This window comes from Burkholderia sp. SR8, assembly GCF_052851275.1.
Map to the genome: position 1 here is coordinate 17,927 of NZ_JAULUC010000001.1, position 25,472 is coordinate 43,398.

Consider the following 25,472-nt stretch of genomic DNA (forward strand, 5'->3'; position numbering starts at 1 on the left):
CCCGTTACTTCGTATCGTCTTCGCGCGAGCGGCTGCGGAACGCATCGCGCGATCGCAGCACGTCGCTGCCCGGTGCGGGCGCCGCGGCGGCCGAAGCCGCGCTCGCGGGTGCGCCGGCCGCGGCAGCAGCCGCGTCCGACGCCGCGTCGGACGCGGATGCGCCGGCGGGCGCCGCATTCGTCGCATTCGCGGCGTTTTGCCGCCCCTGCTCGACGAGCTTGTCGAGCGGCAGGTACACGACGCTGTTGCCGCCCTTGTTGCCGACGAACACCTTCGTCGCGTTCGAATAGATTTCCTGCATGGTCTCGAGGTACATCCGCTCGCGGATCACCGCGGGCGCCTTCGAATACTGCGCATAGACCTGCTTGAAACGCTCCGCGTCGCCTTCGGCCTCGGTGACCACGCGCTCGGCATACGCCTTCGCTTCGTCGGCGAGCTTCGCGGCGTCGCCCTGCGCCTTCGGCAGCAGGTCGTTCGCATAGGCCTGCGCGGCGCGCTTCGCGGCCTCGCGCTCGTCGCGCGCCTTCGCGACCTCGGCGTACGCCGCTTGCGTCTGCTCGGGCGCCGCGACGCTCTGCATCGTGACGGCCGTGACCTCGAGCCCCGACTGATAGCGATCGAGATCGCGCTGGATCGCGGCCGACAGCTGCTCGCGCAGTGCGTCGCGGTCCTGGTTCAGCATGTCGGCGGCGCTGCGCGTGCCGACGATCGCGCGCACCGCGGCCTGGGCGGCCTGCGACACGCTGCGCTCGGGATCGACGCTGCGGAACAGGTAATCGGTGGCGGAACGGATCCGGTACTGGACGACGAAACGCACGTCGACGATGTCGGCATCGCGTGTGAGCATCGCCGCTTCTTTCACGTTCGCGAGACGCACGACGTTGTTGCGGCCGATCTCGATCGAACGGACCTGCGACGTGTCGACGATCTCGTGCGATGCGAACGGATACGGCGCGCGCCAGTGGACGCCCTGGCCCACCGTGCCCGACAGCTTGCCGAACTGCAGCACGACGCCGGTCTGGCCGTCCTGCACGACGAACAGCCCGCTGCCCGCGTATACCGCGATCAGCACGCCGATCACGATGCCGACGCCGACGCGCGCGGCCCGGCCGTTGTCGGGCCGGAAGCCGTTGCCGCCCTTGCCGCCGAACAGGCCGCTCAGACGCCGGTTGAAGTTGCGCCACATCTCGTCGAGATCGGGCGGACCGTCGCCGTCGCCACCGGGCGGACGCTTCGATTCGTTCGCACGCGTACGGGATCCGTCGTTGCCCTTGCCGTCACCACGCCCCCAGCGGGGATCGTTGATCGACAGCAAGGCGCGCATCCGCCGCCAGGTACTCCGCTCGTTGTATTCGTTCACCAGAGTTTGTTCACCAGATTGGACGCCGGCGAACCGGCCGGGACCGGTTAGCGCCCGTGTTCGGAAATCGTGTGGTCTTCGTGCGGTTCTGCGGGTGCGCCGTCGAGCGCGTCGTCGGGTAACGTCGCGCCGGAAAGGTGTTCCGCGGAGGCGATTTCGGCGATGGCGGCACGCAACGCGTCGAGACCCTGACCGGTGCGCGCGCTCAAAAAGACGCGCGAAATATTACCATACTCGTCCCGCTCGACCGCGTCGCCGCGGGCCGCCAGCTCGGGCACGGCGTCGATCTTGTTGAACACCAGCACCTGCCGGATCGTGTCCGCACCGATCTCGTGCAGCACGCCGTTGACCTGCTCGATCTGCTCGAGCCGCACCGCGCTCGACGCATCGACCACATGCAGCAGCAGATCCGCGTGGATCGTTTCCTCGAGGGTCGCGCGGAACGCGGCAACCAGCTGGTGAGGCAGTTCGCGGATGAACCCGACCGTATCGGACACGACGATCTGGCCGGCCTCGTCGCCCAGGTACACGCGCCGCGACGTCGTATCGAGCGTCGCGAACAGCTGGTCGGCCGCGTAGGCCTGCGCTTTCGTCAGCGCATTGAACAGCGTCGACTTGCCCGCGTTGGTATAGCCGACGAGCGACACCGACATCGTGCCGCTGCGCGCGCGCTGCCGACGCTGCGTGCTGTGCTGCCGGCGCAGCCGGTCGAGGCGCGACTTCAGCATCTTGATGCGCTCGCCGATCAGCCGGCGGTCGGTTTCGAGCTGCGTTTCGCCGGGGCCGCGCAGGCCGATACCGCCCTTTTGCCGCTCGAGGTGCGTCCACGCGCGGATCAGCCGGGTCGACAAGTATTGCAGCTGCGCGAGCTCGACCTGCAGCTTGCCTTCGTGGCTGCGGGCGCGCTGCGCGAAGATATCGAGGATGAGGCTCGTGCGATCGACCACACGCCGATTAAGCGCCTGCTCCAGATTGCGTTGCTGGGCCGGTGCGAGGGCGTGGTTGAAGATGACGATTTCGACGTTGTGCGCGTCGCACGCAAGCCGTAGTTCTTCGGCTTTGCCGCTGCCGATGAACATCTTGGCATCGGGACTGGCGCGACGGCCCGTGAGGGTGACGGCGGGACGGGCCCCCGCACTGGAGGCAAGAAGGCTGAGTTCTTCGAGACTGGCTTCGAAATCGGTCTTGCCGAAGTCGATGCCGACGAGCGCTGCGTTGATCAAATTATCGGGTGTCAAGATGAGGCGGCTGGCATCGGTCGCTCGCGGCGACCGGATGCCGGCCGCTGCGATGGGTTAGGACGAGGCTTCCGCGTCCGGGTGGAAATTCACCGGGCGCGCCGGCACGACCGTCGAGATGGCGTGCTTGTAGACCATCTGGGTCACCGTATTACGGAGCAACACGACGTACTGGTCGAACGATTCAATGTTCCCTTGCAGCTTGATGCCGTTGACGAGATAGATCGAAACGGGAACGTGCTCTTTGCGCAGTGCGTTCAAAAACGGGTCTTGTAACAATTGCCCTTTGTTGCTCATGGCGTACTCCATCTTTTTTTGCAGGTTGATCTGGATTGGCGACGAAGAAAAAGAGATCCGGCGCCAATCGCTACACTATAGCCGATTTTGCCTGCCCCGCCCGGGCATAGGCCATGCGGCCTATCCGTTGTGGGACGCGCGTGGCAGGCGTACTTCAGCCCTTGTCCGCGTACGGATTGTTCGACGAACGGAACTCTATGCGCAATGGAGTCCCGGTCAGCGAGAAAGTTTCGCGGAAGCGGTTTTCGAGGTAGCGCTTGTACGTCTCGGTGACCGCGTCGAGCGCGTTGCCGTGGATCACGATCAGCGGCGGATTCTGGCCGCCCTGGTGCGCGTAGCGCAGCTTCGGACGCACCGGGCCGCGACGGCGCGGCTGCTGGAATTCCACAGCCTCGATCAGCGCGCGCGTGAGCTTCGGCGTCGGCAGCTTCGCCATCGCCGCCGCGTACGCGTCGTCGACCGAGCGCATCAGCGCGCCGATGCCCGTCTTCTTCGCGGCCGAGATGTAGTGCGATTTCGCGAAATCGAGGAATTTCAGCTTGCGGGTCAAATCCGCTTTCGCGCGATCGCGCGCGTGGTCGTCCAGCCCGTCCCACTTGTTGACGCCGATCACGAGCGCGCGGCCCTGCTCGACGACGAACCCGGCGATGTGCGCGTCCTGGTCCGAGATGTCCTGCTGCGCATCCAGCAGAAGAATGACGACGTTCGCGTCCGAGATCGACTGCAGCGTCTTCACGACCGAGAACTTCTCGATCGCCTCGAACACCTTGCCGCGGCGCCGTAGGCCCGCGGTGTCGATCAGCGTGTATTTCTTGCCGTTACGCTCGAAGTCGACGTAGATCGAATCGCGCGTCGTGCCCGGCATGTCGAACGCGATCACGCGGTCCTCGCCGATCAGCGCGTTCACGAGCGTCGACTTGCCGACGTTCGGGCGGCCGACGATCGCGATCTTGATGCCGCGCGACGGATCGTCGTCGTCCGCTTCCTCGGGCTGGCCCGCATACGCGACTTCCAGCGCCTCGTTGATCATGTCGGTCACGCCGTCGCCGTGCGCGGCCGAGATCGCGCGCGGATCGCCGAGCCCGAGCTCGTAGAAGTCGGTCGCGACCGCCGTGTACTTCATCCCCTCGGCCTTGTTGACGACCAGGAAGATCGGCCGGCCCGTCTTGCGCAGGTAGTCGGCGATCGACTTGTCCTGCGGCGCGAGCCCGTTGCGGCCGTCGACGATGAACACGACGACGTCCGCTTCCTCGACGGCCTGCCGCGTCTGCCGCGCCATCTGGTGCAGGATGCCGTCCTTCGCGACGGGTTCGAAGCCGCCGGTATCGACGACCAGGTACGGCCGCGCGCCGACCCGCCCCTCGCCGTAATGGCGATCGCGCGTCAGGCCCGGCAAGTCGGCGACCAGCGCATCGCGCGAGCGCGTGAGCCGGTTGAACAGCGTGGATTTCCCCACATTGGGGCGCCCAACGAGGGCAATGACCGGTTTCATCTGTGTTTTCTACGGTGATGCGCAGCAGCGGGAGGCCCGCTGCTGCGGGCGGCTGCGCTGAATGAAAATATCACGATTTCGCGCCGCGCCGGATGCGCGCGCCGGGCGCGCGTTGCGCGCCGTCGTCTTTCGTTGCGAACTGCCTTTCAAATACCGAGCGGCCGGGGACACCGGCCGCCTTCATGTCGCGCGGCCGCGGCGTGCGGGACCCGCCCGCTCCGCCGCGATCGCGCCTGTTGCGTGCGCGTCAGCGCGGACGGAACCCGTACAGGCCGCCGTCCTTCGTCTGCACGACGAGCGTATTGCCCGCCAGGACCGGCGCCGCGGTGATCGCGCTGCCGTCCGTCTTCATCCGCGCGATGAAGCTGCCGTCTTCGCGCGACAGGAAGTGCACGAAGCCCTTGTAGTCGCCCAGCACGAGCGCATGGCCGAGCAGGTAAGGCACGCCGACATCGCGGCTCTTCAGCTTGTCGTTGCGCCAGAGCTGGTTGCCGCTCGCGGCGTCGTAGGCCGTCACGACCGACCAGTCGTCGCCGCCGGCGACGACCGAATCATCCTGTGCAAGACCGCTGCGGCTCGAGAACGGCTTTTCCCACAGCGGGCGGCCCGAGTTCGCGTCGAAGCAGCCGAGCTGGCCCTGGAACGTGACCGCGCATGCTTCGGCACCGACGAGCGTCGGCGGACCGCTGACGTCGTTGATGCGCTCCACCTCGGTCACGCCCTTCGGGAACGACACGGGCGTCTGCCAGAACGGCTCGCCCGTCTGCAGATTGATCGCGACGAGGCCGCCGCCGGGGAAGCCCGCCAGCACGGCCGCATCGCCGGCGAACGTCATGCCGGCCGACACGCGCAGGTTCAGCGGCACCGCGCGGTTGCGGTAGTTCCACTTCTGCTCGCCCGTCTGCGCGTTGAACGCGATCACCTGGCCGTCGATCGTGCGGACGATCACGAGGCCGTTGCCGACCAGCGGCGGCGAGAAGATCTCGCCCTGCACGCTCGTCTTCCACAGCTGCTTGCCGTCGGGGCCGAGCACGAACACGCCGCCCTTCAGCGCGCCGACCGCGGTCAGGTTGCCGTCGCTGCCGACACCGGCCGACAGGTCGGACCCGACCTTCGTGCGCCACAGCGTCTGGCCCGTCTTCGCGTCGATCTTCTCGACCGAACCGTTCTCGCCCGCCGCGAAAACGGCGTCGCCCACGGCCACCGGCGAGAACAGGTAGCGCCCGCCCTTGCCGACGCTCGCCTTCCAGACCTGTTGCACGTCCATGACGGGCTTGAACTCGGTGAGCGGCGTCGGCACGCGGCGCGCGTCCTTCGACGACGAGCAGGCCGCCAATGCCAGGACAGCCGCCGCGCAGGCGACGGGCACAGCGTAACGTTTCAGCAAATTCATCGGTTAGCGAAGCAAGTTAAGAGGTTGAGGGGGCCGGACTCAGCCGCCGAGCGCGTCGAGCTTGAATTGCACGAGCTGACGCGCGGACTGGTCGTCCTGCGACAGGCCGTCGAGTGCGAGCTTGTACGAGGCGCGCGCATCGTCGGTCTTGCCTTGCGCGGCAAGCAGATCGCCGCGGCGATCGGCCACGAGGCCCTTGAATGCATCGACCGGCGTGCCGGACAGCAGCGCGAGGCCCGCGTCGTACGCCTTCTCGTCGAGCAGCAGCGATGCGAGGCGCAGCTTCGCGATCTGCTTGTACTCGTCGTCCTTCGCATGGTCGACCGCCCATTGCAGCTGCGCCTTCGCGCCGGCCGCGTCGCCGGCCGCGTACAACGTCTTCGCGGCTGCGAGCGCCGTCATCTGCGCATACGGCGTGCGGGCGAACTTGTCTTCCATGTCGGCGGCCGCGCGGGCCATCGTCGCCTTGTCGTTCGCGGCGGCGGCCTTCAGGACCTGTTCGTACAGCCCGGATGCCTCGGCGGCCTGACGGCGCTGCCAGTAATTCCAGCCGTTGAAACCGGCCGCGACGACGAGCGCCGCGAGCACGATCCACGTGGTGAGATTGCCCCAGCGGGCCCACCACGCCTTCAGACTTTCAATCGATTCTTGTTCGTCGTGATAACTCATCGGCGAGCGATTCCTTCCTTTTCAGGCTTTTCTTGTCGAGCGAATGCCAGCGCGATCAGTCGTCGCCGTCTTCGGCGGATGCAACCATCGCATTGATTAGGAATTCGGTCAAGCTTTCGACCGGTACGGTCTGCTGAACGTTCTTTTCCCCTTCCTGGCCCGCACCGCGCAGCGCTTTCACGCCCACCGTGCCGTTCGCGACCTCTTCCTCGCCGAAGATCACCGCGAACGCGGCACCGCTCGCATCGGCGCGCTTCATCTGCGACTTGAAGCTTGCCGGCGCGCCGTCGGCGCTGCAGTGGAAAATCACGTCCAGGCCCGTGTCGCGCAGACGCTCGGCCGCGATGAACGCCTGTTCGCGCGCCGTCTCGCCCTGGTGCACGACGTACACGTCGACACCTTCCTGCTCCGGCGCGAGATCCTCTTCCTTCAGCAGTTCGAGAATGCGCTCGATGCCCATCGCCCAGCCGCACGCGGCGGTCGGCTTGCCGCCGAGCTGCTCGATCAGCGGGTCGTAGCGGCCGCCGGCCGCGACCGTGCCCTGCGCGCCGAGCTTGTCGGTCACCCACTCGAACACGGTCAGGTTGTAGTAGTCGAGGCCGCGCACGAGACGCGGGTTGATCTTGAACGGAATGTTGTTCGCGAGCAGCAGGCGCTGCAGCCCTTCGAAGTGCGCACGCGATTCGTCGCCGAGGAAGTCGATCAGCTTCGGCGCGTTCTGCGCGATTTCCTGCAGCGCCGGGTTCTTCGTGTCGAGCACGCGCAGCGGGTTCGTATACAGCCGGCGCTTCGCGTCCTCGTCGAGCACGTCGGCGAACTGCTCGAGGTACTTGATCAGCTCGACGCGATGCGCGGCGCGCTCTTCGGCGAGGCCGAGCGAGTTGATCTCGAGCTTGATGCCGGTCAGCCCGAGGTCGTCCCACAGGCGCTGGCACATCATGATGATCTCGGCATCCGCATCCGGGCCCGCGAAGCCGAGCGCCTCGACGCCGACCTGGTGGAACTGGCGGTAGCGGCCGCGCTGCGGACGCTCGTGACGGAACATCGGGCCGATGTACCACAGGCGCTTCGGGCCGTCGTACAGCATGTTGTGCTCGATCGCCGCGCGCACGACGGCCGCGGTGTTCTCCGGGCGCATCGTCAGGTTCTCGCCGTTCAGCGCGTCAGTGAAGCTGTACATCTCCTTCTCGACGATGTCGGTGACTTCGCCGATGCCGCGCGTGAACAGTTGCGTGTGTTCGACGATCGGCGTGCGGATGTTCTGGTAGCCGTACGCGCGCAGCAGCGATTTCACGGTCGCTTCGAAAAACTCCCACAGGCCGGCATCCTGCGGAAGGATGTCGTTCATGCCCTTGACGCCGGTGAGTTTCTCGATCTTGCGTTTCTGTTCAGTCATCGTTCGTGTGTGTGGACGAATTTAGTTCAGGGCCGCTGCGCGGCCGTAGTTGCGTGCGACGTAGTCGCTGACGATCTGCTGGAATTCCTCGGCGATCCGCTCGCCGCGCAGCGTCTTGACCTTCTCGCCGTCGATGAAGACGGGCGCGGCCGGGTTCTCGCCCGAACCCGGCAGGCTGATGCCGATGTTCGCGTGCTTCGATTCGCCCGGACCGTTGACGATGCAACCCATCACCGCGACGTTCATCTTCTCGACGCCCGGATACTCCTTGCGCCAGACCGGCATCTGCTCGCGCAGGTAGGTCTGGATCTGCATCGCGAGTTCCTGGAACAGCGTGCTCGTCGTGCGGCCGCAGCCCGGGCACGCGATTACCATCGGTGCGAACGAGCGCAGGCCCATCGTCTGCAGGATTTCCTGGCCGACGATCACCTCGCCGGTGCGCGATGCGCCCGGTTCCGGCGTCAGCGAGATGCGGATCGTGTCGCCGATCCCTTCCTGCAGCAGCACGCCGAGCGCGGCCGTCGACGCGACGATGCCCTTCGAGCCCATGCCGGCCTCGGTCAGACCGAGGTGCAGCGCGAAGCCGCAACGGCGGCCGAGCTCGCGATACACGGCGATCAGGTCCTGCACGCCGCTGACCTTGCACGACAGCACGATGCGGTCGCGGCCGAGGCCCAGTTCGACCGCGCGCTCGGCCGAGCCGATCGCCGACTGGATCAGCGCCTCGTACATCACGCTCTGCGCATCCCACGGCTGCGCACGCGCGCCGTTCTCGTCCATCATCCGCGCGAGCAGGTCCTGGTCGAGGCTGCCCCAGTTCACGCCGATCCGCACCGGCTTGTCGTACTTCGCGGCGGCTTCGATCATCTGCGCGAACTGCGTGTCGCGCTTCGCGCCCTGGCCGACGTTGCCCGGGTTGATCCGGTACTTCGACAGCGATTCCGCGCAGCCCGGATAATCGCGCAGCAGCAGGTGGCCGTTGTAGTGGAAATCGCCGACGAGCGGAACGGTCACGCCCATCCGGTCGAGCTGTTCGCGGATCGCCGGCACGGCCGCCGCCGCCTCCGGCGTGTTGACCGTGATGCGCACCAGTTCGGAGCCCGCGTTCGCGAGTTCCTTGATCTGGATCGCCGTGCCGATCGCATCGGCCGTGTCGGTATTCGTCATCGACTGCACGCGCACCGGCGCATCGCCGCCGATCGTCACGAGCTGCCCGCCCCAACGAACATCCACCGCATGCGACACGCGACGCGGCTGATGCCCGCCGAACACCGGCTCGGTTGAACAAATCTGACTGCTGCGTGGGGATTGAGCTTCGGATTGCATCGATAGATCCATTTACGCGGAATGCGCCGCGAGGCGGCGCATGAATTGAAAAAGCGCCGTGCCCTCGCGGCCTGTCGAGGACAGGCCTTCGCCACGGCGCTTGACGTCAGGGCAACGTGAACCGCGCCACGTTACCCCGCGCTGCCGAATATTTTGCCGGATCGACGGGTTTTCCGTCGAACGCGACCGTATCGAGGCCGGCCTTGTTGCCGATCGTGACCTTGAACGGCCCGTCGCCCGCGACCTGCTTCGTCTCGCCGGCCCGCACCAGCGCCGAGAACAGCTCCTTGCCGTTCTTGTCGCGCACGCTGAACCAGCAATCCTGCTTGACCTTCAGTTCGACCATCGACTGGCCTGCCGCGACCACGACGCTCGCGGGCTGGGCCGGCGCGGCCGCGCTCGCCGCCGCAGCGGCGACGACCGGCTGCGATGCGGGCGCCGCGGCGACCTGGGCCGTCGCCGAAGCTGCGACCGGCGCCGGCGCTGCCGACGCGACCGTCTGCGGCGCCGCGGCAGACGCCGCAACCTGCGCGGGCGCGATGTTGCCGGCTGCCGTCGACGCGCCGGCCGCGGCCGCCTCGTCGACGGTGGACGCCGCCGGCGCGCTCGCCGCGGACGCATGCCCGGCGTCGCCGCCCTTGAAGCGCGCGAGCCAGCTCGACGAATCGCCGCCAGTGTGCCACATGAGTACCGCGATCACCGCGACGACGACGATCGCCGTCCCCCACAGCCACGGATGATGACCCGACGAACCGCCGAGCGGAATCGACACGCGGCCGCGCGGCAGATCCGTCCCCGACGAAGCGGGCATCGACAGGTCGACTTCCGGCACGCCGCGCTCGCGGCGCAATGCCTGCGCGAACGGTTCCGGATCGACGCCGAGCATCTTCGCGTAGCTGCGCACGACGCCGAGCGCGAACGTCACGCCGGGCAGATGGCTGATGTCGCCCGCCTCGAGCGCGCGCAGCTTCTGCGGGGCGACCTTGAGGCGCGCCGACACGTCGTCGACCGTCCAGCCCTTCGCTTCCCGGAGTTGCGCCAGCCGGCTGCCGACGGCCGCCAGCGTTTCCAGTCCCGCCGGTGCCGGCTGCGCGGCATTCGTCTCTGCGCCGTTGGTCGGCTGCGGCTCACTCATCCTTGTCCTCGCGTCGATTCTTCTTCACTGGGGCGCCGCCGGCTCCCGCCGGCCGCACCCGCAACTGTCCATACCATGCGCGGCGCCGAGGCGCCGCGACCGATCGCTATTCGCGTGTTGTACCGCCAAAAAGTCCGGACATCCGCGGCCACAGGCCGCCCCGTCAAATCGCCCGGACTTCGATGATCTTTGCTGCTGCGCCCGTCCGCTCCGCCAGGCGCGTGCGGTCCTTCACCGCGCCGGCCAGCTGGCCGCATGCGGCGTCGATGTCGTCGCCGCGCGTCTTGCGCACGGTCGTGACGACACCCGCGTCGATGAGAATCTGTGCAAAACGCTTGATCTGCTCCGGCTTCGAGCGGATGAGGCCCGACTCCGGAAACGGATTGAACGGAATCAGATTGAACTTGCACGGCACGTCACGCGTGACGGCCAGCAGTTCGCGCGCATGCGCTTCGGTGTCGTTGACGCCGTCGAGCATGCAGTATTCGAAAGTGATGAAATCGCGCGGCGCGACTTTCAGATAGCGCTGGCACGCGGCCATCAGTTCGCGAAGCGGATGCTTCTTGTTGAGCGGCACCAACTCGTCGCGCAGCGCATCGTTCGGCGCGTGCAGCGACACGGCGAGCGCGACCGGCAGTTCGGCGCCGAGACGGTCCATCATCGGCACCACGCCGGACGTCGACAACGTGACGCGGCGGCGCGACAGGCCGTATGCGTTGTCGTCGAGCATCAGCCGCATCGCGGGCACGACCGCGTTGTAATTCAACAGCGGCTCGCCCATGCCCATCATCACCACGTTGGTGACGACCCGTTCGGCCTTGCCGTTCGGGCCGGGCGCGCGGCCGAGCGACGCACGCAGTGCAAACTCGGCCATCCGCAGCTGGCCGATGATTTCGGCTGTCGACAGGTTGCGAGAGAACCCCTGCTTGCCCGTCGAGCAGAAGCGGCAGTTGACCGCGCACCCGGCCTGCGACGACACGCACAGCGTGCCGCGCGTCTCTTCCGGGATGAACACGGTTTCGACCGCATTGCCGTTTCCGACGTCGATCAGCCACTTGCGCGTGCCGTCGGTGGAAACGTGATCGCTGACGATGTCGGGCATCACGATCGATGCGCGGCCCTTGAGCTTTTCTCTCAGGGACTTCGCGAGATCGGTCATGCCGTCGAAATCGCCGGCGTTGTACTGGTGGATCCAGCGCTGCAACTGCTTGGCGCGGAACGGCTTCTCGCCGAGGCTGCCGCAGTACGCGACAAGACCCTCGGCATCGAAGTCGAGAAGATTGACGGAAGTTTCGCTCGTCATGATGTGCTGCCTTGCCGCGTGCGCTGAATCCTGCCTACTTGTTGCCAGCCGGGGCTTAGCGCGAGTAGACGTTCATTTCCGGGAAGAAGAACGCGATTTCGACCGCAGCCGTTTCGGCAGCGTCCGAGCCGTGCACGGCATTCGCGTCGATGCTGTCGGCGAAGTCGGCGCGGATCGTGCCCTTTTCCGCCTTCTTCGGATCCGTCGCGCCCATCAGGTCGCGGTTCTTCAGGATCGCGCCTTCACCTTCCAGAACCTGGATCATCACCGGACCCGAGATCATGAAATCGACGAGATCCTTGAAGAACGGACGTGCTGCGTGAACTGCGTAGAACTTCTCAGCGTCCGCACGCGACAGGTGTGCCATGCGCGATGCGACGATCTTCAGGCCGGCGCCTTCGAAACGGCTGTAGATCTGGCCGATCACGTTCTTTGCCACCGCATCCGGCTTGATGATCGACAGGGTGCGCTCGATTGCCATAAAAACTCCAAGAAATTAAGAAGTTACAGGTTCAAATGAATCCGCTATTGTAGCACGATCCCGTGTATCATTGCGATTGAACCCTTACACATGTGAAAGGTTCCGAATCCATATGTTTTTGCGCCGCCCGGCCATTGAAACCAAGCGGCGCGGAACGTATCTTAGCCATAGCTGCTCCGGTTTGCTGCGCCGCACACCGCGCGCGCCGAACCGGCCCCGGACGCCCATGCGTTCAATGTTAGGAGAAACCATGAACGACTATCCGTACAATTTCGGCCGCGGCGGCTCCGTCAGCACCGCGGAGGTTCGCAATCGCGTGCTGCGGAACACGTACTGGCTGCTCGCGCTGTCGATGGTGCCGACGGTGCTGGGCGCATGGGTCGGCGTCGCGACGGGCTTCTCGCTGTTCGCGGCCACGAGCCCGATGATGAGCCTGCTCGCGTTCTTCGCGATCGCGTTCGGCTTCATGTTCGCGATCGAGCGGACGAAAAACAGCGCGGCCGGCGTGTTCGTGCTGCTCGGCTTCACGTTCTTCATGGGCCTGATGCTGTCGCGCCTGCTGAGCTTCATCCTCGGCTTCTCGAACGGCCCGTCGCTGATCATGCTCGCGTTCGGCGGCACGGGCATCATCTTCGCCGCGATGGCGACGATCGCCACCGTCAGCAAGCGCGATTTCTCGGGGCTCGGCAAGTGGCTGTTCATGGGCGTGATCGTGATCCTGCTCGCTTCGGTCGCGAACATCTTCCTGCAGCTGCCGGCGTTGATGCTCACCGTGTCGGTGCTCGCGATCGCGATCTTCTCCGCCTACATGCTGTTCGACGTGCAGCGCGTCGTGAACGGCGGCGAGACCAACTACATCTCGGCCACGCTCGCGATCTACCTCGACCTGTACAACGTGTTCACGAACCTGCTCGCGCTGCTCGGCATCTTCGGCGGCAACCGCAACTGACGTTCGCCGCATCGATGAAAAAACCGGCCCTCGGGCCGGTTTTTTTACGTCCGCCGCCCGCTCAGTCCCGCTCGAACAGCGCGATCGACTCGACGTGCGACGTATTCGGGAACATGTTCACGACGCCGGCGCCCTTCAGCCGGTAGCCTGCTTCGTGCACGAGCAGTCCCGCGTCGCGCGCGAGCGTAGACGGGTTGCACGACACGTAGACGATCCGCTTCGGCAGCGGGCCTTCGCCGCTCTGCGCGATTTCGGCCAGCGCCTTCGACACCGCCAGCGCGCCTTCGCGCGGCGGGTCGATCAGGAACTTGTCGAATGCGCCGAGCGCGCGGAGATCGTCGCCCGTCACTTCGAACAGGTTGCGGCACGCGAACGTCGTGTGGCCGTCCACGCCGTTCTCGCGCGCATTCGCGAGCGCGCGTGTCGTCAGCGTGTCGCTGCCTTCGATGCCCATCACCTCGCGCGACAGGCGCGCGAGCGGCAGCGTGAAGTTGCCGATCCCGCAGAACAGGTCGAGCACGCGATCGTCGCGCGACGGCGCGAGCAGGCGCAGCGCGCGGCCCACCAGCACGCGGTTGATCTGATGGTTGACCTGCGTGAAGTCGGTCGGCTTGAACGGCATGCGGATGCCGAACTCCGGCAGCGTGTAGTCGAGCGACACGTCGAGCGGATAAAACGGCGTCACCGTGTCCGGCCCCTTCGGCTGCAGCCAGAACTGCACGTTGTGCTCGTCCGCGAACGCGCGCAGCAGCGCTTCGTCGTCCGCATTGATCGGTTCCAGCACGCGCAGCACCAGCGCCGTGACCGTCGAGCCGACCGCGAGCTCGATCTGCGGCATCCGGTCGCGGATCGACAGCCCCTCGACCAGCCGGCGCAGCGGTACCAGCATCGCCGACACGTGCGGCGGCAGCACTTCGCAGCTCGTCATGTCGGCGACGTAGCTGCTCTTCCTTTCGTGGAACCCGACCAGCACGCCGCCCTTCTTCGCGACGTTGCGCACGGTCAGCCGCGCGCGGTAGCGATAACCCCACGACGGACCGTGGATCGGCGCGTACATCGTCTCGGCGCGCAGCTTCGACAGGTGCCACAGGTTGTCCTCCAGCACGCGCTGCTTGATCGCCACCTGTGCGCGCATGTCGAGGTGCTGCATCGAGCAGCCGCCGCAGGTGCCGAAGAACGTGCATTTCGGCTGCGTGCGCATCACGCTCGGGCGCAGAATGTCGACGACGGTCGCCTGCTCGTAGCTCGGCTTGCGGCGGTAGCTCGAGTAGGTCACGCGCTCGCCGGGCAGCGCGCCCTCGACGAAGATCACCTTGCCGGGCGTGCCGTCCTCGGTCGCCGTGCGGCCGACACCGCGCGCTTCCATGTCGAGCGATTCGATCTCGAGAACCGGGGCAGGCCCGGGCGCGACGGGCGCATTTTTCGATTTGCGCGCAGAAGTGGGGACGGCTTCGGACACCAGCTTTTCCTGACAAAACGTTGAAGAAGGCGAGATTGTAGACGACGACAGCCCGCGTCGCCCGCTTTCGTCGCGCGAGTATCGATGCAGATGCGCATGGCGCGCTGCGCCGCGCGAGAATGGTCCGCGGACCGGCGCCCCGCCAACGTGCCGCGCGCGGCCGGCCGGGAGGCACGCGTTGTGCGCGCCGGCACGAATCACAGGAGATTCGACCATGCGACTGATCGACTGGAACATTCAATGGGGTCGGGATGCAGACGGTGTCGTCGACCTCGCGCGCACGATCGCTGCCGCCCGCCTGCTCGGCGACTTCGACGTGCTGTGCATGCAGGAAGTCACGCGCGGCTTCGGCGCGCTGCCCGGCCACCCGGGCCCAGACCAGTTCGCCGAACTGGCGGCGTTGCTGCCCGGCTATACGATCGTCGATGCGATCGGTGCCGACCTCCCGGCGCTCGACCCGGGCGCACCGCGCCGGCAGTTCGGCAACGCGATCGCGACCCGGTTGCCGGTCGCGCGCGTGCTGCGCCAGCTGCTGCCGTGGCCGGCGGACGCCGCTGCGCCGTCGATGCCGCGCGTCGCGGTCGAGGCCGAGCTGGTGACGCCGTCGGGCCCGATCCGCGTCGTCGCGACACACCTCGAATTCTATTCGGCGCGCCAGCGACTCGCGCAGGTCGATGCGCTGCGCGACCGGCACCGCGAAGCCTGCGCGCACGCCACCCAGCCCGCTCCGGCCGAGAATGCGACCGGGCCGTTCACCGCAACCGGCCAGCCGCGCGATGCGATCATCTGCGGCGATTTCAACAGCGCGTTCGGCAGCGATGCGTACCGGCGGCTGCTTGAGCCGATCGCCGATGCGCCGCCGTTCGTCGATGCATGGGTCGCCCGGCACGCGGGCCGCACGCCGCCGCCGACAGCCGGCGTCTACGATACCGTGCAATGGTCGGACGGCCCGCTCGCGTGCGATTTCGTGTTCGTGACCGATACGCTGCTGCCGCGCGTCACGCGCTGCGAGATCGACGGCAACGTGCGCGCGTCGGATCACCAGCCGGTCATCCTCGAACTCGATTGCGATTGAGTGCGGCCGCGACGCGGGCCGCCGGGCTCACGCGTCGAAGCCGGCCAGGTATTCGGCCCAGTGCGACGCGGGTTCCTGCGCGAGCGCGTTCTTCACGAGCAGGATTTCGTCCGCGTATTCGCTCGGCGTCAGGCCGCCGCGCATCAGCTGGAACCGGCAATACAGCAGGTACGTGTTGACGACGTCGGTTTCGCAGTAGTTGCGGATTTCGTCGATGCGCCCGTCCTGGAACGCGGGCCACACCTGGCTGCCGTCCATCCCGAGCTTGCCCGGAAAGCCGCACAGCTTTGCAAGCGCGTCGAGCGGCGCGTTCGCACGCGCCTGATACATCGCGAGCACGTCCATCAGGTCGGTGTGCCGCGAGTGATAGCGCGAAATGTAGTTGTTCCACTTGAAGTCGCGGTCGTCCTCGCCGAGATCCCAGTAGCGGGTCGCGGGAATCCCGTGCACGAGCGCGCGGTAATGGAGCACCGGCAGATCGAAGCCGCCGCCGTTCCAGGACACGAGCTGCGGCGTGTATTTCTCGATCACGCGGTAGAACGACTGGATCAGCGCGGCCTCGTTGTCCTGCGGCGTGCCGAGCGAGCGCACGCGAAAACCGTTGTTGTCGCGGAACACGCACGAGATCGCCGCGATGCGCTGCAGGTGATGCGGCAGGAAGTCGCTGCCGGTCTTCTCGCGGCGCGCGGCGAATGCATGTTCGGCCACCGCGGCATCGTCGAGCGTCGCGGGCAGGTCTTCCAGACGGCGAATGCCGTCGACATCGGGAATGGTCTCGATGTCAAAAACGAGAATCGGTGTCATCAGTTACAGAACGGCGTCCTTGCGCACGCCGTTGGAGGCGAAGAACCGCTTGAGGCGCACCAGCGCTTCCTGCTGGATCTGCCGCACGCGTTCGCGCGTGAGCCCCATCTCGTCGGCCAGCTCCTCGAGCGTGGCCGGTTCGATGTGGTTCAGGCCGAAGCGGCGCTCGATCACGTGCCGGTGCTTGTCGGACAGCCGCGACAGCCACGCGCGCGTGAGCGTCTCGAGTTCTCGGTGCTGGACTTCGGCATCGGGCGACTGGCTCTGGTCGTCGGGCAGCAGGTCGAGCAGGCTGCTCGCGGGATCGAGATCGAGCGGCGCGTCGAGCGACGCGGTGTGTTCGTTGAGCGCGAGAATGTCGGTGACTTCCTCGGCGGTCTTGCCGGTGAGATAGGCGATGTCGTCGATGCTGGCTTCGCGGCGCTCGGCCGCCTCGCCCGTCGACATCGAATTCTTTTCGAGGTGGCGCTTCGCGCGCAGCACCTGGTTCAGTTCGCGGATCACGTGCACCGGCAGACGCACAGTGCGCGCCTGGTTCATGATCGCGCGCTCGATGCTCTGCCGGATCCACCACGTCGCATAGGTCGAGAAGCGAAAGCCGCGCGTCGGATCGAATTTCTCGATCGCGTGCATCAGGCCGAGATTGCCTTCCTCGATCAGGTCGAGCAGCGGCACGCCGCGGTTCAGATAGCCTTTCGCGATACTGACGACGAGACGCAGGTTGCGCTCGATCATCACCTGCCGCGCCTCGAATTCGCCGGCCTTCGCAAGACGCGAATAGCGCTGCTCTTCCTCGACGGTGAGCAGCGGCTTCACGCTGATGCGATTCAGGTAATGCTGGATCGTGTCGGCCGTGAGTTCGGCCTGTAGCAATGCGCGGAAATCGTCGACGTCGGGCGCGGCTTCGGCGCGGCCTTCGTGCTCGTCCTCGCCGTCCGCTTCGGCGTCGCGTGCCTCGAGATCACGTTCGTTTTCCGCGACGTCGTCTTCGTCGTCCGTCGAAGCGCCAGCTCGCTCCACCGATGCTTGCGTGGCACGACTGATCTTCTCAGACTCGGCTTGCGGCTCGTGGCGCTTCGATTTCGGCATGGTCGTCTCGGTTATTGAGGCGGCAAATACTTCAGCGGATCGACAGGTTTACCCTGTCGGCGAACCTCGAAATGCAGCATCACGCGGTCGGCGTCGCTATTACCCATCTCGGCGATCTTCTGCCCCTTCGTTACCGCGTCCCCCTCTTTTACCATCAAAGCGCGATTGTGTGCATACGCGGTGAGGTAAGTTGCATCGTGTTTGATGATAATGAGGTTGCCGTAGCCGCGCAGCCCGTTGCCCGAGTAGACGACGCGGCCGTCGGCCGCCGCCTTCACCGCCTCGCCGGACGTGCCGCCGATATTGACGCCCTTGTTCTTCGCATCGTCGAAACCGTTCAGCACCGGACCGCGAACGGGCCATGCGAACGTCACGGGGCCGCTCGGCGCTGCTGTCGTGTCGCTCGATGCGGCAGCGGCCGGCGGCGGCGTGATCGCCGAGGAAGACCCGGCGGCTGGCGACCCGGCGGCCGGGGCTGCAGGACCGCTGCTAAGCGGCGCGGTCGCGACGGCTGCGCCGCCGATCGGCGCGGCAGCCGGCGTGCCGGCAACCGCGGCGCCACCCGGCGGCGCGACGCGCAGCAGCTGGTCGACTTCGATCTGGTTCGGGTTCGCCAGGTTGTTCCACGCGGCGATATCGCGATAGTTCTGCCCGTTCTCGAGTGCAATCCGGTACAGCGTGTCGCCTGGTTTCACACGGTAAAAGCCGGGCGGCGGCGGGCCGAGCGGCACGGCCGGCTGAGCGGCAGCGGTCGTGCCGAGCGATCCGGAGCGGTCGACGACGGGCGCGTTGTCGAGCCGCGTCGCACAGGCGGCCAGCAGCGTGGAGAACGCAGCCACACAGATCGCGCGCTGGGCGAACGTGAGCGGTTCCCTGGTTCGGTTGTTTTGCATCGCGCGCAACATACTCATCGGTTTCAAATCACTCCGGATTTTAAAGGGACAAAGAAAACGCGATCAAGCCGGGACTCTCGCCACTGCGCGTGCGCGACGCGCTCGACGAGCGTGAGCACCTGCGGCTGCCCGCTCTGCCCGCCGACCGGCGCGACGAGGCGCCCGCCGATCGCGAGCTGCTCGAGCAGCGCCTGCGGCACGTCGAGCCCCGCGGCCGCGATCACGATCGCGTCGAACGGCGCCGCGGACGGCAGGCCGACCCGCCCGTCGCCGTAGTGCAGACGGATGTTCGGCACGCGCAACGGCCGCAGGTTCAGCTTCGCGCGCTCGTAGAGCGGCTTGATGCGTTCAATCGAATACACGTCGCGTGCCACGTGGCTCAGCACGGCGGCCTGGTAGCCGCAACCGGTGCCGATCTCGAGCACGCGCTCGAGCGTGCGGCCGGCCATCGCGAGCTCGATCATGCGCGCGACGACCGACGGCTTTGAAATCGTTTGCTGGTGGCCGATCGGCAACGCGGAATCCTCGTAGGCCTGCGTCGCGAGCCCCGGATCCACGAACATGTGGCGCGGCACCGCGGCCATCGCATCCAGCACGCGCGCGTCAGTCACGCCGTTCGCGCGCAGGCGTTCGACCATGCGCTCGCGCACGCGTTCCGAAGTCAGCGCGAACGCGCCGGCCGGTGCGACGCTCGGCGCGGCCGGCTTCGGCATCGCGGGCTTCAGCACGGTCGGCTTCGGCGCGCTCGCCGGCTTCGCGGCGGCCGTGCCGGGCAGCGCGCGCGCGACGCCGGACTTCGCCGCCACCGGCTTCAACACGGCAACGGGCTTGTCGATCGGCTTCGGCATCGCGCTCGTCGCGTGACGCTCGCCGGCCCGGCCGTCCGATTTGCGTGGCGCTCGCTTGAGATCTTCGAGCGCGAGCGGAAACCGCTTCGCGCGCTCGCCGCTCATGAGGCCCGCCCTCCGGCACGCGCCCATTCGCGCATCGCAGGCAGCATTTGCGTATGCGTGAGATCGAGTTGCAGCGGCGTGATCGACACGAAACCGTTTGCGACGGCATGGAAATCCGTGCCCTCGCTCGCGTCCAGCGCCGCACCCGCGGCGCCGATCCAGTAGACCGGCTCGCCGCGCGGGTCGGTCTGGCGAATCACCGGCTGCGACGGATGGCGCTTGCCGAGGCGCGTGACCTTCCAGCCGTTCAGCTGGTCGTACGGCAGATTCGGAATGTTGACGTTCAGCAGCGGCTGCCCCGGCAGCGGATGCGCGAGGTAGTGCTCGACGATTTCGGCGGCGACGCGCGCGGCGTCCGCCAGATGAGCCCAGCCCTTGTCGGCGAGCGAGAACGCGATGGCCGGCACGCCGAACATGATGCCTTCGGTCGCGGCTGCAACTGTCCCCGAATAGAGCGTGTCTTCGCCCATGTTCTGGCCGTTGTTGATGCCGGACACGACGAGGTCGGGCCGCTCGTCGGCCATCCCCGTCAACGCGACGTGCACCGAATCGGTCGGCGTGCCGTTCACGTAGAAGAAACCCGTATTCGCCGCGCGCTGCACCGACAGCGGACGCGACAGCGTGAGGGAATTCGATGCGCCGCTGCAGTTCTGCTCGGGCGCGATCACCGTGAGTTCGGCAAGCGGCTGCAGCGCGTCGCTGAGCGCGGCGAGACCGGGGGCGAGATAGCCGTCGTCGTTGCTGAGTAGGATTCGCATCCGGCGATTGTAACCGAGGAAAGATGGCGCGAGAGCGACAGTCCGGCGGCTGCGCACGAGCGCGTGCGTACGTGTCCTGCACGGTGCGCCGCCGCATTGCGCGGCGGCATTCCGGGCGCCCGGGAAAACGCTGTGTCGCGTCCCGGACGTTCGCGCGAAACGACGCGCCTGCGCGGACGTCGGTTCCGCGGAACCGACGCGACGCGCCGGAGCGCCGCGCTCAGATCGCGCCGGTCTCGCGCAGCGCGGCGATCGCGTGCGCGTCGTAGCCGAGGCCGCGCAGCACCTCGTCCGTATGTTCGCCGAGTTCCGGCCCGAGCCAGCGCGTTTCGCCCGGCGTGTCGGACAGCTTGGGCGTGATGTTCGGCAGCGGAATCTCGGTGCCGTCCGGCAGCTTGAAACGCTGGATCATCTGCCGCGCGACGAACTGCGGATCGGTGAACATGTCGGCGGCGCTGTAGATGCGACCGGCCGGCACGTCGGCCGCGTTGAGCACGGCCAGCGCGTCGTCGATCGTGCGCGGCGCGAGCCACGCGGCGATCGCGTCGTCGATCTCCTGCGTGCGCGGCACGCGGCCGTCGTTGCGTGCGAGTGCCGGGTCGTCGGCGAGATCGTCGCGCTCGATCGCCTTCATCAGCCGCTTGAAGATCGGATCGCTGTTGCCGCCGATCACGATGCTGCCGTCGCGGCACGCGTAGGTGTTCGACGGCACGATGCCCGGCAGCGACGCGCCGGTGCGCTCGCGCACCATCCCGTAGACGCCGTATTCGGGCACCACGCTTTCCATCATGTTGAACACCGCTTCATACAGTGCAACGTCGACCACCTGCCCCGCGCCGCCGTTCACGTTGCGGTGATGAAGCGCCATCATCGCGCCGATCACGCCATGCAGCGCAGCGATCGAATCGCCGATCGAGATGCCGATGCGCGGCGGCGGCAGATCGGGATAGCCGGTGATGTGGCGCAGTCCGCCCATCGATTCGGCGATCGCGCCGAAGCCGGGCCGGTCGCGGTACGGGCCCGTCTGCCCATAGCCGGACAGGCGGACCATCACGAGACCGCGGTTGTCGGCCGACAGGACGTCGTAGCCGAGGCCGAGCTTTTCGAGCAGGCCGGGACGGAAGTTTTCAATCACGATGTCGGCCTCGCGCGCGAGCTGCCGCGCGATGGTCTTGCCGGCATCGGATTTCAGGTTGAGCGTGACCGATTTCTTGTTGCGAGCCTGCACCGACCACCACAGCGACGTGCCGCCCTGCTCCGGGTACAGCTTGCGCCATTTGCGCAGCGGGTCGCCGCCGTTCGGATCCTCGATCTTGATCACTTCCGCGCCGAATTCGGCAAAGAGGCGCGACGCGAACGGCCCCGCGATCAGCGTCCCGAATTCGAGCACTTTGACGCCCGCGAGCGGGCCCTGGCTGGTGCTCATGTGTCTCCCTGGCATGAGGAACGGCGCCGCCGGCCGGCGGCGCCCGGCTTACATCGTGCGGCGGTCGAGCATCGCGCGGGCGATGGTGCCCGCGTCGACGTATTCGAGTTCGCCGCCCACCGGCACGCCGCGCGCGAGGCGCGTGACCGCGAGCCCGCGCGCCTTCAGCGTCTGGCCGAGGTAGTGCGCGGTGGCTTCGCCCTCGTTCGTGAAGTTGGTCGCGAGCACGACCTCCTTGACGATCCCGTCGGACGCGCGCCGCACGAGGCGGTCGAAATGGATTTCCTTCGGGCCGATTCCGTCGAGCGGGCTCAGCCGCCCCATCAGCACGAAATACAGCCCGCGGTACGTCATCGTCTGCTCGAGCATGATCTGGTCGGCCGGCGTCTCGACGACGCACAGCAGCGTCGGATCACGCTCCTCGTCGCTGCATACCTCGCAGATCTGCGCTTCGGTGAACGTGTTGCACTTCTCGCAGTGCTGCAGGTGCTCGGTCGCAAACAGCAGCGACCGGCCGAGCCGCTCCGCGCCCTCCCGATCGTGCTGCATCAGGTGGTACGCCATGCGCTGCGCGGATTTCGGTCCGACGCCGGGCAATACGCGCAGCGCTTCGACGAGCGCGGACAGGGCGGACGGCTGTTTCATACGGCGGTTGAAAGCTGAACGGGCTGATCGGGCTGAACGGACGCTGCGCTCAGAACGGCAGCTTGAAGCCCGGCGGCAGCGGCAGGCCCGACGTCATGCCGCTCATCTTTTCCTGCGACGTCGCTTCGGCCTTGCGCACGGCGTCGTTGAACGCGGCGGCGACCAGATCCTCGAGCATGTCCTTGTCGTCCGCGAGCAGGCTCGGGTCGATCGCCACGCGGCGCACTTCGTTGCGGCAGGTCATCGTCACCTTGACGAGGCCGGCACCCGACTGCCCTTCGACTTCGATCTGCGCAAGCTGCTCCTGCATCTTCTTCATGTTTTCCTGCATTTGCTGCGCTTGCTTCATCAGTCCGGCGAGGTTGCCTTTCAACATGGGAATACTCCTTCTGATCGTGTGAAAACCGGCATGCGGCGCGTGCCGGTCAATGTGTGCGGGGCGTGATTGTGCCTGTCGCCATGCGATTCGTTCAATGCAGCGTCGGCGGCGTGCCGTCCGGCGCCGAATCGGCGAGCGGCCGCACCGAGCCTTCGACGATGCGCGCGCCGAAGTCGCGCACGAGTTGCTGGACGAACGGATCGCCGTGGATGTCCTGCTCGGCCTCGCGCTGGCGTGCCGCGCGTGCGGCCGCGTCGAGCGCGGCCGCGGTGCGCCGCGCCGGCCCGACCTCGACCGCGACCTCGACCGGCTTGCCGAGCGCGTCGGCCAGCGCGGCCTTCAGCTTCGCGACCTGCGCGGCGTCCGCATACTGCGGCACCGGCACGGACAATTGCAGCGTCGTCGCGTCGACTGCCGTCAGTTCGCTGTTGAACGCGAGCTGATACGCGACGCCCTTCAGCGGCAGCCGCGCGGCCAGCGCCGGCCATTCGCCGTCGAAGCCGATCGGGTCGAGCGCGATCGCGGGCGGCAGCGGGCGGGTGTCGACCGGCGCGGACGCGCGGGCCTCCGCCGGCTTCGGCGCGATGCGCACATCGTCGGGGCCGCTGTCGAACACCGGGACGAAGCCGTCGTCGGCTGCGCCGCCGAACATCTCGTCGGCGCTGAGCGGTACGTATTCGTCCGGCGGGATGTCTTCCCACGGCGGCGGCGCCTGGCGCGTGTCGGCAGCCTGCGGCGCGCGGGCAGCCGCGCGCGGCGTCGGCACCTGGACGGTGGGGCGCGCTGGCGCCGGTTTCTCGACGGCCGGCTGGGCGGCCGGCTTCGGCGCCGCGCCCGCCCGCGAGCGGTCGGACGACACGCGCATGCCGGCATTGCGCAGCACGTCGAGCGCGGCCGCGGCACCGCCGCGGGCCGACGGACGCGCGGCCGGCTCGGCCGGTGCGGCAGCACGCGGCGCCGACTCCGGTTCGGCAGGCGCCGCAGGTTCGTCGTCGCGCTTCGCGACGGCAGGCGGTTCAGGTTCGTTGCGGGCAGCCGGTCGCGCGTCGGCTGCCCGTGTCGTCTCAGGTGCCGGGCTCGCTGGCCGCTGCGGGGCGACCGGCGCGTCGGCGGATGCCGAAGTCGGAGCTGCGGCGGCAGTCGATGTCGGGGCTGATGTCGGAGCCGGAATCGACGCCTGAGCCGATGCAGATGCCGGAGTCAGTGCCGATGCCTGAGCCGATGCAGATGCCGGAGTCAGTGCCGATGCCTGAGCCGATGCAGATGCAGGGGCCGAAGCCGGCTTCACCATGGGCGCAATCGCCGCATCGCCGGACTGAGCCGGTGCCGGACGTGCAGCAGGCGCCGCTGCTTGCGGGCGTGCAGCACCGGCAGATGCCTGTGCCGATGCCGGCACCGAAGGCCGCGGCGCCGCAGCCGGCGCAGCAGCGGCCTGCGCCCGCGGCGCAGATGCCGGCACGGCACGCGGTGTGGCCGGCTGGCCGCCCGTTGCGCTGCCTGCGCCGACGGCCGGCTCGAACGCGAGCATCCGCAGCAACGTCATCGTGAAGCCCGCGTATTCGTCCGGCGCGAGACCGAGCTCCGCCCGCCCGACCGTCGCGATCTGATAGAACAGCTGAACCTGCTCGGGACTCAGCGTCTCCGCGAAGCGGCGCAGGTCGGCTGCCTCCGGCCATTCGTCGAGGACCGAGCCCGGCGCGAACTGTGCCCACGCGATCCGGTGCAGCAGGCTCGCGAGATCCTGCAGCGCGGTGGAAAAGGACAGGCTGCGCAGCGACATTTCATCCGCGATCGCGAGGATTTCCGGACCGTTGCCGGCCGCGAGCGCGTCGAGCAGGCGCACCATGTAGGTCTGGTCGAGCGCGCCGAGCATGCCCGACACCGCCGCTTCGGTCACTTCGTTCGCCGAATAGGCGATCGCCTGATCGGTCAGCGACAGCGCGTCGCGCATGCTGCCCTGCGCGGCACGCGCGAGCAGGCGCAGCGCCTGCTGCTCGAACGAGATCTGCTCTTCGCCGAGGATCCGTTCGAGATGCGACACGATGTGCCCGGCCGGCATCTGCTTCAGGTTGAACTGCAGGCAGCGCGACAGCACGGTGACCGGGATCTTCTGCGGATCGGTGGTCGCGAGGATGAACTTGACGTGCGGCGGCGGCTCCTCGAGCGTCTTCAGCATCGCGTTGAACGCGTGGTTCGTCAGCATGTGCACTTCGTCGATCATGTAGACCTTGAAGCGCGCATCGACGGGCGCGTACACCGCGCGCTCGAGCAGCGCGGCCATCTCGTCGACGCCGCGGTTGCTCGCGGCATCCATTTCGACGTAGTCGACGAAGCGGCCTTCGTCGATCTCGCGGCACGCGCGGCATACGCCGCACGGCTGCGACGTGACGCCGGTTTCACAGTTGAGCGCCTTCGCGAAGATCCGCGACAGCGTCGTCTTGCCGACGCCGCGGGTTCCGGTAAACAGATAGGCGTGATGGAGACGCCCGCCGTCGAGCGCATGCGTGAGCGCCCTGACGACGTGCTCCTGGCCGACGAGCGAAGCGAAATCCTTCGGACGCCACTTGCGTGCGAGAACTTGATAGGTCATCGGGAAATTGTATCAGTAACGCCGCGTCGCGCCGACACGCGAAGCAGTGCGGAATGCGGGCAAAGCGCGGGCAAAACGGAGAATGACGCGGAAATAAAAAACGCCCGGCGAACGGGGCGAGAGGAAGGTGACGAGCCCGACCCTCGGCACTGGCGGAAAACGATTGTGGCTGCTTCGTTCCCGACCTGACCAGGTTCACCGCCCCACCATGCGAGGAGGCCCGTCACGGCGTATTCTATCACCGCTTCCTGCCGAATGCGACCGTTTGTTCGCAACAATGCAAACGGCCGCGCCAACCGGCGCGCCTGTCGGCACCCACAGCGGGCATGCATGCGCATTGCCTTCCCCGTCGCTCTTGCAAT

Annotated in this window: 23 protein-coding genes and 1 other RNA gene; 2 read left to right on the forward strand and 22 right to left on the reverse strand. The window is 67.3% G+C overall.

Annotation, left to right across the window (positions count from 1 at the left end; translation table 11 throughout):
- Positions 1–4 precede the first annotated feature (4 nt).
- The 11 genes from hflK to ndk form a co-directional block, all read right to left on the reverse strand.
- Positions 5–1,360: an FtsH protease activity modulator HflK gene (hflK, locus tag Q3A80_RS00075; protein WP_446327134.1), complete on the reverse strand. Its 1,356-nt coding sequence runs from the start codon at positions 1,358–1,360 to the stop codon at positions 5–7.
- Positions 1,361–1,407: 47 nt separating this feature from the next.
- Complete coding sequence (hflX, locus tag Q3A80_RS00080; RefSeq protein WP_446327469.1) at positions 1,408–2,583, reverse strand: GTPase HflX; 1,176 nt, start codon at positions 2,581–2,583, stop codon at positions 1,408–1,410.
- Positions 2,584–2,655: 72 nt separating this feature from the next.
- On the reverse strand, positions 2,656–2,895 hold the full coding sequence (hfq, locus tag Q3A80_RS00085; RefSeq protein WP_006399927.1) for an RNA chaperone Hfq: 240 nt from the start codon (positions 2,893–2,895) through the stop codon (positions 2,656–2,658).
- A gap of 154 nt (positions 2,896–3,049) precedes the next feature.
- A complete protein-coding gene (gene der / locus Q3A80_RS00090) occupies positions 3,050–4,387 on the reverse strand; it encodes a ribosome biogenesis GTPase Der (protein ID WP_446327135.1) in 1,338 nt (445 codons plus the stop codon).
- Positions 4,388–4,634: 247 nt separating this feature from the next.
- The gene (bamB, locus tag Q3A80_RS00095) at positions 4,635–5,780 is read right to left on the reverse strand and encodes an outer membrane protein assembly factor BamB (protein ID WP_446327136.1); all 1,146 of its coding nucleotides are present in this window, start codon (positions 5,778–5,780) and stop codon (positions 4,635–4,637) included.
- A gap of 39 nt (positions 5,781–5,819) precedes the next feature.
- Entirely contained in the window at positions 5,820–6,449 is a 630-nt protein-coding gene (locus tag Q3A80_RS00100) for a tetratricopeptide repeat protein (RefSeq protein WP_446327137.1), read from the reverse strand.
- Positions 6,450–6,504: 55 nt separating this feature from the next.
- Complete coding sequence (gene hisS / locus Q3A80_RS00105; RefSeq protein ID WP_446327138.1) at positions 6,505–7,845, reverse strand: histidine--tRNA ligase; 1,341 nt, start codon at positions 7,843–7,845, stop codon at positions 6,505–6,507.
- A 21-nt stretch (positions 7,846–7,866) separates the two neighbouring features.
- Entirely contained in the window at positions 7,867–9,171 is a 1,305-nt protein-coding gene (gene ispG, locus Q3A80_RS00110; RefSeq protein WP_446327139.1) for a flavodoxin-dependent (E)-4-hydroxy-3-methylbut-2-enyl-diphosphate synthase, read from the reverse strand.
- Between the two features lie 106 nt (positions 9,172–9,277).
- The gene (locus tag Q3A80_RS00115) at positions 9,278–10,306 is read right to left on the reverse strand and encodes a helix-turn-helix domain-containing protein (RefSeq protein WP_446327140.1); all 1,029 of its coding nucleotides are present in this window, start codon (positions 10,304–10,306) and stop codon (positions 9,278–9,280) included.
- A 163-nt stretch (positions 10,307–10,469) separates the two neighbouring features.
- A complete protein-coding gene (gene rlmN, locus Q3A80_RS00120) occupies positions 10,470–11,609 on the reverse strand; it encodes a 23S rRNA (adenine(2503)-C(2))-methyltransferase RlmN (protein ID WP_446327141.1) in 1,140 nt (379 codons plus the stop codon).
- Between the two features lie 55 nt (positions 11,610–11,664).
- Positions 11,665–12,090 carry a nucleoside-diphosphate kinase gene (gene ndk / locus Q3A80_RS00125; protein WP_006478674.1) on the reverse strand — a complete coding sequence of 142 codons (426 nt, stop codon included), beginning with the start codon at positions 12,088–12,090 and terminating at the stop codon, positions 11,665–11,667.
- Positions 12,091–12,340: 250 nt separating this feature from the next.
- On the opposite strand from ndk, the gene Q3A80_RS00130 reads away from it, so the two are divergent.
- Positions 12,341–13,039, forward strand: a complete 699-nt coding sequence (locus Q3A80_RS00130) for a Bax inhibitor-1/YccA family protein (RefSeq protein ID WP_006761414.1) — start codon at positions 12,341–12,343, stop codon at positions 13,037–13,039.
- Positions 13,040–13,100: 61 nt separating this feature from the next.
- Here the strand turns inward: Q3A80_RS00130 and rlmD are convergent, their stop codons facing one another.
- Positions 13,101–14,498: a 23S rRNA (uracil(1939)-C(5))-methyltransferase RlmD gene (gene rlmD / locus Q3A80_RS00135; protein WP_446327142.1), complete on the reverse strand. Its 1,398-nt coding sequence runs from the start codon at positions 14,496–14,498 to the stop codon at positions 13,101–13,103.
- A 214-nt stretch (positions 14,499–14,712) separates the two neighbouring features.
- Here rlmD and Q3A80_RS00140 point away from each other — a divergent pair, with 214 nt between their 5' ends.
- Positions 14,713–15,573 carry an endonuclease/exonuclease/phosphatase family protein gene (locus Q3A80_RS00140; protein ID WP_446327143.1) on the forward strand — a complete coding sequence of 287 codons (861 nt, stop codon included), beginning with the start codon at positions 14,713–14,715 and terminating at the stop codon, positions 15,571–15,573.
- Positions 15,574–15,600: 27 nt separating this feature from the next.
- Here Q3A80_RS00140 and Q3A80_RS00145 read toward each other — a convergent pair whose 3' ends face one another.
- From Q3A80_RS00145 to ffs, 10 genes are all read right to left on the reverse strand, one after another.
- A complete protein-coding gene (locus tag Q3A80_RS00145; RefSeq protein ID WP_446327144.1) occupies positions 15,601–16,377 on the reverse strand; it encodes a 3'-5' exonuclease in 777 nt (258 codons plus the stop codon).
- 3 nt (positions 16,378–16,380) lie between these two features.
- Positions 16,381–17,466: an RNA polymerase sigma factor RpoS gene (rpoS, locus tag Q3A80_RS00150; protein ID WP_446327145.1), complete on the reverse strand. Its 1,086-nt coding sequence runs from the start codon at positions 17,464–17,466 to the stop codon at positions 16,381–16,383.
- Positions 17,467–17,477: 11 nt separating this feature from the next.
- Entirely contained in the window at positions 17,478–18,377 is a 900-nt protein-coding gene (locus Q3A80_RS00155) for a peptidoglycan DD-metalloendopeptidase family protein (RefSeq protein WP_446327146.1), read from the reverse strand.
- A gap of 5 nt (positions 18,378–18,382) precedes the next feature.
- Positions 18,383–19,312 carry a protein-L-isoaspartate(D-aspartate) O-methyltransferase gene (locus Q3A80_RS00160; RefSeq protein ID WP_446327147.1) on the reverse strand — a complete coding sequence of 310 codons (930 nt, stop codon included), beginning with the start codon at positions 19,310–19,312 and terminating at the stop codon, positions 18,383–18,385.
- A complete protein-coding gene (surE, locus tag Q3A80_RS00165) occupies positions 19,309–20,070 on the reverse strand; it encodes a 5'/3'-nucleotidase SurE (protein ID WP_446327148.1) in 762 nt (253 codons plus the stop codon). Before surE ends, Q3A80_RS00160 begins: the two co-directional genes overlap by 4 nt.
- A gap of 220 nt (positions 20,071–20,290) precedes the next feature.
- Positions 20,291–21,496: a CaiB/BaiF CoA transferase family protein gene (locus Q3A80_RS00170; protein WP_446327149.1), complete on the reverse strand. Its 1,206-nt coding sequence runs from the start codon at positions 21,494–21,496 to the stop codon at positions 20,291–20,293.
- Between the two features lie 48 nt (positions 21,497–21,544).
- Positions 21,545–22,141 (reverse strand): recombination mediator RecR, encoded by a 597-nt coding sequence (gene recR, locus Q3A80_RS00175; protein WP_014896897.1) that lies wholly within the window; start codon positions 22,139–22,141, stop codon positions 21,545–21,547.
- Between the two features lie 49 nt (positions 22,142–22,190).
- Positions 22,191–22,517 (reverse strand): YbaB/EbfC family nucleoid-associated protein, encoded by a 327-nt coding sequence (locus tag Q3A80_RS00180; protein WP_006755698.1) that lies wholly within the window; start codon positions 22,515–22,517, stop codon positions 22,191–22,193.
- Between the two features lie 94 nt (positions 22,518–22,611).
- Positions 22,612–25,110, reverse strand: a complete 2,499-nt coding sequence (locus Q3A80_RS00185) for a DNA polymerase III subunit gamma/tau (protein WP_446327150.1) — start codon at positions 25,108–25,110, stop codon at positions 22,612–22,614.
- A 126-nt stretch (positions 25,111–25,236) separates the two neighbouring features.
- Positions 25,237–25,335, reverse strand: an RNA gene (ffs, locus tag Q3A80_RS00190) — signal recognition particle sRNA small type.
- Between the last annotated feature and the right edge of the window lie 137 nt (positions 25,336–25,472).